Raw genomic sequence first — 12523 nt, forward strand, 5'->3', positions numbered from 1 at the left:
AGCGGTGGCCACAGCATGAACACACGGCCGTTTTTTTCGGCGCCTGAGGGTGATCACTCGGGCGTACCGATCACCGAAAACACCCTTGAGCGTCGCCCCGGCCGAGAAGCCCGGCAGCGAAAACAGTTCACGCACTGTGCGGGGAGATTTCATGTCATGATCCTGTCAGCCAAACGGAACCACTTTGGGCACGGCCTCGATGGCCGCAAGACACCGGGATTATGCGGGTCCGGGGCACTTTATGCCCATCAAACCACCCACACGATTCCGCGATGACCCAAAAGACCTTCTTCGGTCTGACCTACGAGGGCAGCCAGTCGGTGTTGATCTTCGTGCTGGAAAAGAAGCTCTCCGTCACGGTGCTCAAGAAGCTCACCAAGGACCTGGAGCTGGACAAGCATAGCAAGGGTGTGGTGTTCACCATCCCGCTGGAACACATCGCCGGTATCGACGTGGGCCAGATCGAGCGCTTCGAGGAGCGCATCAAGGACGAGATCTAGAACATTCATTGACAGGATTTACAGGATGAACAGGATTGTCTCTGGATCGGATATTTTTTAATCCAGTCAATCATGTGAATCCTGTCGATTTTTCCATTCGTGACAAGACCTGGTGGTGCCCCAGGAAAAGGTGAAGCCCATGCTCGTCAAGGACATCATGCAGCCCAAGGTGGTTACGGTCTCTCCGTTTGCCACCATCCGCGAAGCCATGCAGCAGATGAAGCGCCATGGCGTGAAATCCCTGGTGGTGGAGAAGAAGGATATCCACGACGCCTACGGCATCATCACCTACACCACCATCCTGCGCACCATCGTCGCCGAGGAAGGCGACATCGATCTCATCAACGTCTACGACGTCTGTTCCAAGCCGGTGATCTCGGTGTTCAGCGAGATGGACGTCAAGCACGTGGCCCGTCTCATGGTCAACCAGGGTTTCCGGCGTCTCGTGGTGCTGCGGGACAACGAACTGGAAGGCATCGTGACCATGAACGACATCGTCACGGCCATCCTGGAGATGGCTGAACACTAGGCGCCGTCGCCCGGTCTTCCCCCGGTGCGATTGATGCGCGCCACCTGGTCCCGGGAGTCCGTGTCGCCGTTGTAGTTCCATGAAGACACGGGGCAGCCCCGCTGCCCGCAACGGAAGCCCATGCCGTGAGCCGCAATGGAAGGTCCAGATCCCGGCAGTTGGCAGGCCGCGTCGCGCTGCGGATCGTCCTGATATACCTGGTCCTGGGCGTCCTGTGGATTGCCCTGTCCGACCGCGCCCTGGTCATGCTGGTGGATGATCCGGTGCTGCTCACCTGGCTGCAGACCTTCAAGGGCTGGGCCTATGTGCTGGTCACCGCGCTGCTGCTCTACGGCCTGATCGCCTGGCAGATGCACGTCCTGGCCCAGGCCAACGTGCGGCTCGAGGAGCGCGGGCGCCACATCGCGCGGCTCAACCGAGTTCACGCCATGCTCAGCGCCATCAATGGCGCCATCCTGCGCATCCGTGACAGTGATTCCCTGACGCGCGAGGCCTGCCGCATCGCCGTCGATACCGGCGGCTACGATCTGGTCTGGTTGGGTCTGGTGGATGCCGAGGGTCGGACCCTGCGCCCGGTGGCCAGCGCCGGTGATGCCCTGGCGTGTCTGGACGCTCTGTGCCTGCGCATCGCCCCAGACGATCCCGGGGTGCACGTGATGGCCGGTGATTTGCACGCGGGCCGTCCCTTCGTGATCAACGAGATGGTGGCCGTGCCGCCCATGGATGAATGCCACAGCCGCGCCGTCGCCCAGGGATTCCGGTCCATGGCCGTGGTCCCCTTCCTCAACGGGCCGCGGCTGATGGGCGTGCTGGGATTCCTCTCCAGGCAGGTGCCGGTCAGGGACGGGGCGGTGTTCGACCGGGATGAGCTTCAGCTGCTCACCGAGGTGGCGGCCGATACGGGCCTGGGTCTGATGATCATCGAGCAGGCCCAGGCCCTGGAACGATCCAGCCGCTTCGACCCGCTGACCGGGTTGCCCAACCGGATGCTTCTGGAGGAACGCATTTCCCAGGCCCTGCTGCGCGCCAGGCACCACCGTCGTTACATCGGCGTACTGGCCCTGGAGGTGCTCGGGCTGCGCGCCGTGACCGATTCACTGGGTCGTCAGCAGGGGGACCGACTGCAGCAGGCGGTGGCGAAACGTCTGCTCAGCCGCCTGCGCGAGGGTGACACCGTGGCGCACCTGGGCAATGGCGAGTTCGCACTGCTGCTCTGCGACCTGCGCATGGGCATGGATGTCTCGGAGGTGGCCGACAAGCTGCTGGAGCCCTTCGAGCTGGAGATGGGCGGAGATCTGCCACCGCTGCATGTGAAGCTCTCCGCCGGGGCGGCGGTCTTCCCGGGGGACGGGGAATCGGCGCCGGAGCTGCTGCAGCGTGCCGGGGTGGCCCTGCATGAGGGGGGCGCCCAGTCCCATGCCGGGCGCTGCGTGTTCTACGCGCCGGAGATGGATGAGCGCGTGCGGGAATACCACGGCCCTGGACAATGAGCTGCAGGGCGCCCTGCAGCGGGGCGAGATGCGGCTGTACTACCAGCCCATCGTCCGGATCCGGGGCGCCGAGGTGATCGGTGTCGAGGCCCTGCTGCGCTGGGAGAACCGCCGGTTCGGCAACGTCTCCCCGGCGCGCTTCATCCCCATGGCGGAACACTCGGGCCTGATCCTGTCTCTGGGCGAGTGGGTGCTGGAGCAGGCCTGCGCCCAGATCGCCCGCTGGCGCGGGGAGGGATGGCGCCGTCTGTCCATGAGCGTGAATCTCTCGGTCCGTCAGTTGCTTGCGCCGGGCTTCGAGTCCCTGGTGGCGAAAACCCTGGCCCGCCATGGCCTGGACAAGGACGATATGCCCCTGGTGCTGGAAGTCACCGAGACCGCGGTGATCGAGGACATGGAACAGGTCTCCGAGGCCCTGTTCCGGCTCAAGCGCCTGGGCATCGCCATGCATCTGGACGACTTCGGCACCGGCTATGCCTCCCTGAGCTACCTGCATCGTCTGCCGGTGGATGCGCTCAAGATCGATCAGAGCTTCGTGCGCGGGCTGGGTAGCGACCCGGTGGCGGAGAACCTGATCAGGACCCTGGTGGCCCTGACCGACCGTCTGGATCTGAGCCTGGTGGCAGAGGGGGTGGAGACGGAGCAGCAGCGGGACATGCTCAGGCAACTGGGATGCGACGTGGCCCAGGGTTACCTGTTCTCCCGCCCGGCGCCCGCCGAGGAGGTGCAACGGTTGTTTTCCACACTGGCCACCCGAGGCGGTTAGGCCTTCAGCCCTCCCAAGGCCCTAGGAGCCTGTCGGACTTAGGCTGCGCCTACTGCGCCGGTGGGAGAGCGGTCCTTTTTTCCGATCCTTTTCGTCAAATAGCGACGGCTATTCTCCTCAAACGATCGAAAAAATGGCCTCACTCTCCCACTCGGCTCGCTACGGGCACCTAAGTCCGACAGGCTCCTAGGCACAAACCCCCATGTCCGAGCCCGAGCCCGATTCCGATACCGCAGACACCCTGGAGACACTGGGCCCTGCCGTTTGCGGCGCTGCTGGCCACGTTGCTGCCCTGGAGGTTCGCCTTCGACGTCGGAATCTTCCGACGAACGGTTGCTGTATCCCGAGGCGCCGAATCCTTTGTCGTAGCCGAAATCCCCTATAATTTGTGAATTGAATCAACCTTTTCTCCCCGGGGATGCCGTTGTCACGGACGAAACTGCCCAAGATGCACACGCTGCTGGCGGCCGGATGGCTGGCCGTCTGTCTGGGACTCTGGGCGGGTCCCGCCGCTAAGGCCGAGTCCGCGGACATGCGCGTCGGACCGCCCACGTTGGGTGTTTTCCCCTACATGAGTCCCGCCGTGCTGGCGGCCCGCCACGGCCCCCTGCGGGCCTGGCTGGCCGAAGAACTGGACGCCCCGGTCAATCTGGTCACGGCCCCCGATTTCGCCACCTTCGCCCGTCGTACCTGCCGGGGCGATTACACGCTTGCCCTGACCGCACCCCACCTGGGGCGCCTGGCCCAGCGGGACTGCGGCCAGGTGGTGCTGGCGGTGACCGGTAACCGCTCCTCGGCGGTGTTCGTGGCGCGCCGTGATGCCGGGCTCACCAGCCTCGCGGACCTTCGCGGCCAGACCCTGCATGCCCCGCCTGAATTGGCGATCGTCCATCAACTGGGCGTGCAGGCGCTGAGCGAGGCGGGACTGGTGCCCAGCCGGGACCTGCGCGTCGAGACGGCGCAGTCCCACAGCAGTGCCCTGCTGGCGGTACTTCACCAGGGGGGTGTCGGTCTGGTGGGTCTGCCCACTTGGCTGGATGCCCAGCGGACCGGGCGGGGTGAGCTGGTGGAGGTCCATCGCACCGAGGAGATCCCGGGCTTCGTGCTGCTGGGCAACCCCACACGCCTGCCGCCCCAGCGCCTGATTGCCTTGTCCAGGGATCTGTTCGCCCTGCATGCCGAGCCCGCCGGCCATCGCTATTTCCAGGGGTCCGGCCTGGTCCGGTTCATGCCGCCTGACCCGGGGCTGCTGGAGGGGCTCGATCCCTTCGCGGACCGTGCCGCCCGCGTGCTGGGTGACGGCTGATGGCCCCCCTGTTCAAATGTGATGTCATTGCGCGCACGCTGGGCGTGCACGCCGACCGTCCCGGGGTGGTTTCATGAGCCTCTGGCATTGGCTCCAGGGGTCGCTGCAGCGCAAGCTCAGTGTGAGCCTGGTGATGATCCTGGTGTTGTCGCTGGGCCTGGCGGTATTCGTCGGCCTGCGACAGGTGGATCGCTTTGCCGAGGCGCAGTTTCGAGCGCAGCAGGGTGATCTGCCTCTCTGGGTCAACGCGGCCTTCAGTGCCCGGGTCTTCGAGCAGGACTACGCCGTGCTGGCAGACCTGACACAGCGCATGGTCGCCACCCCCGGCGGCGCGGTGGTCTACGTGCAGGTGGAGGACCTGTCCGGGCGCATCTACGCCAGCGCGGGTTCGGTATCTGACCGGGTGCAGGCCGGGCAGGCAGCGGAGTTCGGCCAGTCTTCCATACATCATGTCCATATACCGCTGAGTCTTGGCGGGATAGAGGTGGGACAGGTCTTCATGGGGCTGTCCACGGAGGCGGAAGAGGCGGCCCGCTCGCGCCTGCTGCGGGACAGTCTGCTGGTGGTCCTGGTGGTGCTGCCTCTGGGGCTGCTGCTACTGGGCACGGTTGGTCACCGCATGGTGAGGCGGGTCGCGCATCTGGCCGCGAGCGCCCGGGCCGTCAGTGCTGGTCAGTACGATGTGTCGCTCCCGGTCAAGGGGCATGACGAAGTGGCCCAGCTGGCCGAGGCGTTCCGGGCCATGATCTCCTCGGTGCGTACCCGGGAGACGGAGCTGACCGAAGCCCATCGTCAGGCCATTCGCCTCACTGAACTCGCCCGCCAGGAACAGGGGCGCCTGCGTTCCCTGCTCTCGGCCATGAATATCGGCGTGCTGTTCGAGACCCCGGACCACCGGGTGGAGTACTACAACCCCGCCTTCCTGACCATCTGGGGTATCGCCAGGGAGACCAATCTCGCAGGCATGCCCACCCGGGACGTGCTGGAACTGGCGGCCCACTACGAATCCCGTCCGGACCACAGCTCGCGTCACATCCTGCAGGTCATGGACACCCATGAATCCAGCGAGCGCTTCGAAACAGAGCTCAAAGACGGTCGCCTGATCACCCAGATCTCCTACCCGGTGCTGGACGAGAGCGGCAACAGCCTCGGCCGCCTGTGGATCTACGAGGACGTGACCCATGAACGTCAGACCGCCGAGCAGTTGCTCTACCTGGCGGAGCACGACGCGCTCACAGGCCTGTGCAACCGCCACTGCTTCGAGCAGCGCCTGGAGAAGGCCATGGCCTCCGCCCTGCGCCACCACAACCGGCTCGCGCTGCTGTACTTCGACCTGGACGAATTCAAGGCCATCAACGACAGCTTCGGTCATCGTGCCGGCGATGCGGTGCTGGTGCGTGTGGCCAGTGAGCTGATGCCGGTGGTGCGCGGTGGCGACATGCTGGCGCGGGTCGGCGGCGATGAGTTTGCCTTGCTCACCCAGATCGACTCCATCGAGGATGCCCGGCACCTCGCCGCCCGGCTGTGCAACACCGTGGCCAAGATCCCGTTCCGTTTCCGGGGCACGGGGGTGCGCAGCACCGCCAGTGTCGGCATTGCCGTGTATCCGGAGCACGGGGAGATGCCAGAGGACCTGGTGGTGCGGGCAGACATCGCCATGTACCAGGCCAAGGGTCTGGGCAAGAACACCTGGTCGCTCTATGACCCGGAGCGGGACCGTTCCGAGGCGGTGGCCGAGCGCCTGAGTTGGGGCGATCGCATCCGCATGGCCCTGGAGCAGGATCTGCTTTTGCTCCATTACCAGGGCGTCTACGATGCAACCACCGGGGAACTGGCGCATATGGAGGCCCTGGCGCGTATCCGCGACCCCAGGGATCCGGAGCAGCTGCTCATGCCCGGGCAGTTCGTACCCATCGCCGAGAAGTCCGGACTCATCCTGGCCATCGACCGGCGGGTGCTGGAACTGGGTATCGCACTGCTGGCCATGAACCCTGAGATGCCACCCCTGGCGGTGAATATCTCCGGCCGCTCCTTCGACGATCCGGCCCTGGCCGATACCATCCGTGAGCTGGTGCTGGGTCACCAGGTGGACCCAGCGCGGCTGATCATCGAACTGACCGAGACCGCGGCGGTGTCCGAAATCCAGGAGGCCCAGCGCTTTATCGAGGCCATGCACCGGCTCGGCTGCAAGGTGTGCCTGGATGATTTCGGCGCCGGCTTCTCCTCCTTTGCCTACCTCAAGTACATCGATGTGGACATGCTCAAGATCGACGGCATGTTCGTGCGCGACCTGCCTCGCAACAGGGAGAACCAGGTATTCGTGCGCGCCATGGTGGATGTGGCCAAGGGGCTGGGCAAGCGCACCGTGGCGGAATTCGTCGAGGACGCCGCCACCCTGGAGATGCTGACTCGGCTCGGCGTGGACATGGCCCAGGGTTATCACCTGCATCGTCCCGGCCCTGAGCTGTTGCGCAAATCCGCCTGATCCCGGGCCGCCTCGCTTGTACCCCGAGGGGTCAAGCGAGTATCTTCATCGCCATGAACCTTCACGAATTTCAGGCCAAGGCACTGTTCCGCGAATATGGCATCCCCGTGCCCGAGGGTGTGGCCGTGAGCGATCCCGCCGCCCTGGGCGAGGTGATCAGTTCCCTCGGCGGTGATGCCTGGGTGGTCAAGGCCCAGGTGCATGCGGGTGGACGCGGCAAGGCGGGCGGTGTGCGCCTGGTCAAGGGCTCCAGGGAACTGGAACATGCCGTGAGCGAACTGCTGGGTGGGCGTCTTGTCACCCACCAGACCGGTCCCGCGGGACTGCCCATCAACACCGTGCTGGTGGAATCCCTCACCGACATCGGCCGGGAGCTGTATCTGAGTCTCCTGGTGGACCGTGCCCGGCGCCGGGTGGCCATCATGGCCTCCGCCGCCGGCGGTATGGACATCGAGACCGTGGCCGCCGAGAGCCCCGAGAAGATCATCACCCTGCACGTGGATCCGGCCGCCGGCTACATGCCCTACCAGGGCCGCCGCGTGGCCTTCGCCCTGGGGCTCGAAGGACCGCAGGTCTCCGCCCTGGTGAAGCTGCTGGGCCAGCTCTACCGGCTGTTCGTGGACAGCGATGCGAGCCTGGTGGAGATCAATCCGCTGGTGGTCACCAAGGCCGGGGAACTGGTCGCCCTGGACGCCAAGATCAACCTGGACGACAACGGTCTGTACCGCCACCAGGAACTGGCCGAACTGCGCGACGAGACCCAGGAGGACCCCCGTGAGGCCCGTGCCCGGGAGCACGAGCTCAATTACGTGCGCCTGGACGGCAACATCGGCTGCATGGTCAACGGCGCAGGCCTGGCCATGGCCACCATGGACCTGATCAAGCTGCACGGCGGCGAGCCCGCCAACTTCCTGGACGTGGGCGGCGGCACCACCGCGGCCCGGGTGGCCGAGGCCTTCAAGCTGATCCTCTCCGACGAGGCCGTGAAGGCGGTGTTCGTGAACATCTTCGGCGGCATCGTGCGCTGCGACCTGATCGCGGAGGGCATCATCAACGCCGTGAAAGAGGTCCATGTGACCGTGCCCGTGGTGGTGCGACTGGAAGGCACCAACGTGGACAAGGGCAAGCAGATGCTGGCCGAGAGCGGCCTGAACATCATCACCGCCGAGTCCCTCACCGATGGTGCCAGGCGGGTGGTGGCGTCGGTCCAGTGAATTCAAAATTCAAGATTCAACATTCAAAGGAAAACGAGAGGACATGGAATGTCTGGTGCTCGATTCGAGGATCTTGAGGTCTGGAGACGTGCGAGGACGCTCACGGCTTCCGTCTATGCGTTGACGCGTGACGGTGCCCTTTTCAGCGATCAAGTGCTTTGTCGCCAGATGCGTCGCAGCGCGGTCTCGGTGATGTCCAACATCTCGGAAGGGTACGAGCGGGGTGGGAATCGCGAGCTGATCAATTTTCTGTCCATGGCCAAGGGTTCGGCTGGAGAATTGCGTTCCCAGATTTATATTGCTCAGGATGCGGGCCTGCTGGACACGCAGCGGGCCGGGCATTTGAGGAATGAATGTGTTGAAATCAGTCGCATGCTCGCCGGCTTCATCCGTTACCTGCAATCTGGCAGATATAAAGGTCACAAATACCGGATTCAGCAATCCCACCTTTGAATCTTGAATCTTGAATCTTGAATTGCGCGAGTCCCCACCATGTCCATTCTCGTCGATAGCCAGACCAAGGTGATCTGCCAGGGCTTTACCGGCAAGCAGGGCACCTTCCACTCCGAGCAGGCGATCGCCTACGGCACGCGCATGGTGGGTGGTGTCACGCCGGGCAAGGGCGGTCAGAAGCACCTGGACCTGCCGGTGTTCGACACGGTCCATGACGCGGTGCGTGACACCGGCGCCGAGGCCACCATGATCTACGTGCCGGCGCCGTTTGCGGCGGACGCGATCCTGGAGGCCATGGACGCGGGCATTCAAGTGATCGTGTGCATCACCGAGGGCATCCCGATGCTGGACATGCTGCGGGTCAAGGCGGCCCTGGCCCACAGCGACGCGCGCCTGATCGGACCCAACTGCCCCGGCGTGATCACCCCTGGCGGCTGCAAGATCGGCATCATGCCCGGCCACATCCACCAGCCCGGCCGGGTGGGCATCGTGTCCCGTTCCGGGACGCTCACCTACGAGGCGGTGAAGCAGACCACCGACGCGGGTCTGGGCCAGAGCACCTGCGTGGGCATCGGCGGCGACCCCATCCAGGGCATGAACTTCGTGGACTGCCTGGCGCTGTTCCAGGCCGATCCGCAGACCGAGGGCATCATCCTGGTGGGTGAGATCGGCGGCACGGCGGAGGAAGAAGCGGCCGCCTACATCAAGGCCCACGTCACCAAGCCCGTGGTCGCCTACATCGCCGGCGTCACCGCACCGCCCGGACGGCGCATGGGCCATGCCGGTGCCATCATCTCCGGCGGTCAGGGCACGGCGGAACAGAAGTTCGCCGCCCTGGAGGCCGCCGGCGTCTCCGTGGTGCGTTCGCCTGCCGAGATGGGCGAGCGTATGAAGACGCTGCTGTGAGCGGCGAATTCAAAATTCAATATTTAAAATTCAAAGGGAGGATCACGCCCGCGTTCTCCGTGACGGTCGATCGCGGCTGTGCCCGTCCTTTGAATGTTGAATTTTGAATATTGAATTGTCTTCCCCCATGACCGACACCCTGAAAATCGCCCTGGCCCAGGTGGACCTGCTGGTGGGTGACGTGGAGGGCAACGCCGAGCGCATCCGTGACTGGGTCTTCAAGGCCCGGGACGAACTGGGCGCGGACCTGGTGCTGTTCCCGGAACTGGCCATCACCGGTTATCCCCCCGAGGACCTGCTGCTGCGCGCCAGCCTGCACGCGCGCACCGAGCGGGCCCTGCACAAGCTGGCCCACGAGGTCCGGGGTATCGACGTGGTGCTGGGCGCGCCCGTGAGCGATGAGCGCGGCCTGCACAACAGCGCCCTGCTGCTGCGCGACGGCGCCATCGCCGCCCGTTACGACAAGCAGATCCTGCCCAACTACAGCGTGTTCGACGAGAAGCGCTATTTCGTACCCGGCCACGAGGCCTGCGTGATCCAGGTGCGCGGCGTGCCCCTGGGGCTCACCGTGTGCGAGGACATCTGGCAGCCGGAGCCCGCGGCCCGTGCCCGGGAGGCGGGCGCGCGTCTGATCCTCAACATCAACGCCTCCCCCTATCACCGGGGCAAGCGCGAGGAGCGCCTGCAGACCCTGCGCGCACGGGTGCGCGAAACGGGCCTGCCGCTGCTCTATCTCAACCTGGTGGGTGGCCAGGACGAACTGGTGTTCGACGGCCAGTCCCTGGTGGTGGGTGGCGAGGGCGAGGTGCGCCAGTCCCTGCCCGCCTGGCATGAGTGCCTGTCCCTGGTGATTGTGGACTGCCCGCCGGGCGATGCCCCGCTGCAGCCCCGGGCCGGTGAGCAGGCGCCGATTGCCGACGAGGCGGCCGAGCTCTACCAGGCCCTGGTGACCGGGGTGCGCGACTACGTCTCCAAGAACGGTTTCAGGGGCGCGGTGCTCGGACTCTCCGGCGGCATCGACTCGGCGCTGACCCTGTGCATCGCCGTGGATGCCCTGGGCGCGGACGCGGTGGAGGCGGTGATGATGCCCTACCGCTACACCGCCTCCATGAGTGTGGAGGATGCGCGCAGCCAGGCCCGCACCCTGGGTGTGCGTTACCGGGAGATCCCTATCGAGCCCATGGTGGAGGCCTTCCTGACGGCGCTCGCCCCGGAGTTCGAGGGCCTGCCCCGGGACACCACCGAGGAGAACATCCAGGCCCGTTGTCGCGGCGTGATCCTCATGGCCATCTCCAACAAGACCGGCCGCATGCTGCTCACCACCGGCAACAAGAGCGAGATGGCGGTGGGCTACGCCACCCTGTACGGGGACATGGCCGGCGGTTTCGCGCCGCTCAAGGACGTTTCCAAGCTCTGGGTGTTCCGCCTGGCGGAGTACCGCAACACCCTCGGTGCGGCCATCCCGCGCCGGGTGATCGAACGCCCGCCGTCCGCCGAACTGGCGCCGGGCCAGCAGGACTCCGACAGCCTGCCGCCCTACGAGGTGCTGGACCCGATCCTGGAGCGCTTCGTGGAACAGGATCAGTCCGTGGAGCAGATCGTGCGCGCCGGCTTCGACGAGGCCACCGTGCAGCGGGTGGCGACCCTGGTGCTGCGCAACGAGTACAAGCGCCGCCAGGCACCACCCGGCGTGCGGGTCACCCGCCGCGGCTTCGGCAAGGACCGGCGCTATCCGATCACCTCCGGGTACGGAAGATTGTTAAGTTGAAGACAGACACAAGCTGCCAGAGAAAAGAGCCAAGAGGGTCAAGCCCTTTGCCCTGGTACCTGGTAGCGAGTACCTTGTCCTGAACCAGACATCGTCAATTTGGGGTATGCGAACATGAAAAAGATCGAAGCCATCATCAAGCCCTTCAAGCTCGAGGACGTGCGCGAGGCGCTGATGGAGATCGGCGTCACCGGCCTGACCGCCACCGAGGTCAAGGGCTTCGGCCGCCAGAAGGGCCACACGGAGCTCTACCGCGGCGCCGAGTACGTGGTGGATTTCATCCCCAAGGCCAAGCTCGAGGTGGTGGTGGACGACGACAGGGTAGATGTGTGCGTGGACGCCATCGTCAAGGCCGCCCGCACCGGCAAGATCGGTGACGGCAAGATCTTCGTCACCCCGGTGGAGCGCGCCATCCGCATCCGCACGGGGGAAGAGGGGAGCGAGGCGATTTAGCAAGTGGTTAGTGGCTAGTGGCTAGTGGCTAGTGACAAGGAAAACCTTTGCTTCCCTGAGACCGAATCAGATCGAAGCCGCGGCTTTCCTTGCCACTCGCCACTTGAGACTTGCTACTTGTAAATCACCAGTTCATCCAGCCTTCTGCGCGGCGTGACCTCCGGCAGCTCCGCCGGATAACCCACGCACAGCAGCGCAATGGGGCGCTGCGTCTCGGGCAGGTCCAGCTGTTCGGCGACCTGCGCCTCATCGAAGTAACCGACCCAGGTGGAACCCAGTCCGGCGGCGACCACGGCCAGCTGCGCGTAGGCGCAGGCGATGGTGGCGTCCTGCAGGGCGAACAGGTCCCGTCCCCGTTCGCCGTACTTGCGTGCCGAGCGTTCCGCCTCGGTGCAGAACACCAGCACCACCGGGGCCTCGGCGATGAAGGCCTGGTCGTGGGCGGCCCGGGCGAGGGCGGCACGCAGGGCGGCGTCACGCACCGCCACGACGACGTAGGCCTGCAGGTCACCGGCCGAGGGTGCGGCGATGGCGGTCTCCAGGATGGCGTGAAGCTTTTCATCCTCCACCGGCATGTCCGCCTGGTAACGGCGGACCGAGTGGCGATGGCGCACGGTCTTGAAGAAGTCCCACATGGCCTGTGTCCTGTCTGG

10 protein-coding genes and 3 pseudogenes are annotated in these 12523 nt (G+C 65.2%); 12 read left to right on the forward strand and 1 reads right to left on the reverse strand.

What is annotated here, in order from left to right; translation table 11 throughout:
• Positions 1-278: 278 nt before the first annotated feature.
• The 12 genes and pseudogenes from D580_RS15125 to D580_RS0103340 form a co-directional block, all read left to right on the forward strand.
• Positions 279-500, forward strand: a pseudogene (locus D580_RS15125) (transcriptional regulator); the annotation flags it as partial.
• Positions 501-639: 139 nt separating this feature from the next.
• Positions 640-1029 carry a CBS domain-containing protein gene (locus D580_RS0103295; protein ID WP_026289667.1) on the forward strand — a complete coding sequence of 130 codons (390 nt, stop codon included), beginning with the start codon at positions 640-642 and terminating at the stop codon, positions 1027-1029.
• 158 nt (positions 1030-1187) lie between these two features.
• Positions 1188-2519, forward strand: a complete 1332-nt coding sequence (locus D580_RS15810) for a sensor domain-containing diguanylate cyclase (RefSeq protein WP_018953014.1) — start codon at positions 1188-1190, stop codon at positions 2517-2519.
• Positions 2482-3285, forward strand: a complete 804-nt coding sequence (locus D580_RS15815; RefSeq protein WP_018953015.1) for a putative bifunctional diguanylate cyclase/phosphodiesterase — start codon at positions 2482-2484, stop codon at positions 3283-3285. The genes D580_RS15810 and D580_RS15815 overlap by 38 nt, the downstream gene beginning before the upstream one ends.
• Before the next feature lie 448 nt (positions 3286-3733).
• Positions 3734-4591: a phosphate/phosphite/phosphonate ABC transporter substrate-binding protein gene (locus D580_RS0103310; RefSeq protein ID WP_018953016.1), complete on the forward strand. Its 858-nt coding sequence runs from the start codon at positions 3734-3736 to the stop codon at positions 4589-4591.
• A gap of 619 nt (positions 4592-5210) precedes the next feature.
• Positions 5211-5339 (forward strand): annotated as a pseudogene (locus D580_RS17040) (HAMP domain-containing protein); the annotation flags it as partial.
• Positions 5340-5360: 21 nt separating this feature from the next.
• Positions 5361-7076, forward strand: a pseudogene (locus D580_RS0103315) (putative bifunctional diguanylate cyclase/phosphodiesterase); the annotation flags it as partial.
• A 53-nt stretch (positions 7077-7129) separates the two neighbouring features.
• Positions 7130-8290 carry an ADP-forming succinate--CoA ligase subunit beta gene (gene sucC / locus D580_RS0103320; RefSeq protein ID WP_018953018.1) on the forward strand — a complete coding sequence of 387 codons (1161 nt, stop codon included), beginning with the start codon at positions 7130-7132 and terminating at the stop codon, positions 8288-8290.
• Positions 8291-8338: 48 nt separating this feature from the next.
• Complete coding sequence (locus D580_RS0103325; RefSeq protein ID WP_018953019.1) at positions 8339-8743, forward strand: four helix bundle protein; 405 nt, start codon at positions 8339-8341, stop codon at positions 8741-8743.
• A gap of 39 nt (positions 8744-8782) precedes the next feature.
• Positions 8783-9649: a succinate--CoA ligase subunit alpha gene (gene sucD / locus D580_RS0103330; RefSeq protein ID WP_018953020.1), complete on the forward strand. Its 867-nt coding sequence runs from the start codon at positions 8783-8785 to the stop codon at positions 9647-9649.
• A gap of 127 nt (positions 9650-9776) precedes the next feature.
• On the forward strand, positions 9777-11417 hold the full coding sequence (locus tag D580_RS0103335) for an NAD+ synthase (protein WP_018953021.1): 1641 nt from the start codon (positions 9777-9779) through the stop codon (positions 11415-11417).
• A gap of 114 nt (positions 11418-11531) precedes the next feature.
• Positions 11532-11870 carry a P-II family nitrogen regulator gene (locus D580_RS0103340; protein ID WP_018953022.1) on the forward strand — a complete coding sequence of 113 codons (339 nt, stop codon included), beginning with the start codon at positions 11532-11534 and terminating at the stop codon, positions 11868-11870.
• Between the two features lie 113 nt (positions 11871-11983).
• Here the strand turns inward: D580_RS0103340 and D580_RS0103345 are convergent, their stop codons facing one another.
• Positions 11984-12505, reverse strand: coding sequence for a nitroreductase family protein (locus tag D580_RS0103345; protein WP_018953023.1), 522 nt, complete (start codon positions 12503-12505; stop codon positions 11984-11986).
• Positions 12506-12523: the final 18 nt, after the last annotated feature.

This window comes from Thioalkalivibrio sulfidiphilus (assembly GCF_000377945.1).
Lineage (GTDB): Bacteria > Pseudomonadota > Gammaproteobacteria > Ectothiorhodospirales > Ectothiorhodospiraceae > Thioalkalivibrio_A > Thioalkalivibrio_A sulfidiphilus_A.

Coding starts and splice junctions, on each gene's coding strand:
- D580_RS0103295 (WP_026289667.1), top strand. CDS start 640: ATGCTCGTCAAGGACATCATGCAGCCCAAGGTGGTTACGGTCTCTCCG.
- D580_RS15815 (WP_018953015.1), top strand. CDS start 2,482: ATGAGCGCGTGCGGGAATACCACGGCCCTGGACAATGAGCTGCAGGGC.
- D580_RS0103310 (WP_018953016.1), top strand. CDS start 3,734: ATGCACACGCTGCTGGCGGCCGGATGGCTGGCCGTCTGTCTGGGACTC.
- sucC (WP_018953018.1), top strand. CDS start 7,130: ATGAACCTTCACGAATTTCAGGCCAAGGCACTGTTCCGCGAATATGGC.
- D580_RS0103325 (WP_018953019.1), top strand. CDS start 8,339: ATGTCTGGTGCTCGATTCGAGGATCTTGAGGTCTGGAGACGTGCGAGG.
- sucD (WP_018953020.1), top strand. CDS start 8,783: ATGTCCATTCTCGTCGATAGCCAGACCAAGGTGATCTGCCAGGGCTTT.
- D580_RS0103335 (WP_018953021.1), top strand. CDS start 9,777: ATGACCGACACCCTGAAAATCGCCCTGGCCCAGGTGGACCTGCTGGTG.
- D580_RS0103340 (WP_018953022.1), top strand. CDS start 11,532: ATGAAAAAGATCGAAGCCATCATCAAGCCCTTCAAGCTCGAGGACGTG.
- D580_RS0103345 (WP_018953023.1), bottom strand. CDS start 12,505: ATGTGGGACTTCTTCAAGACCGTGCGCCATCGCCACTCGGTCCGCCGT.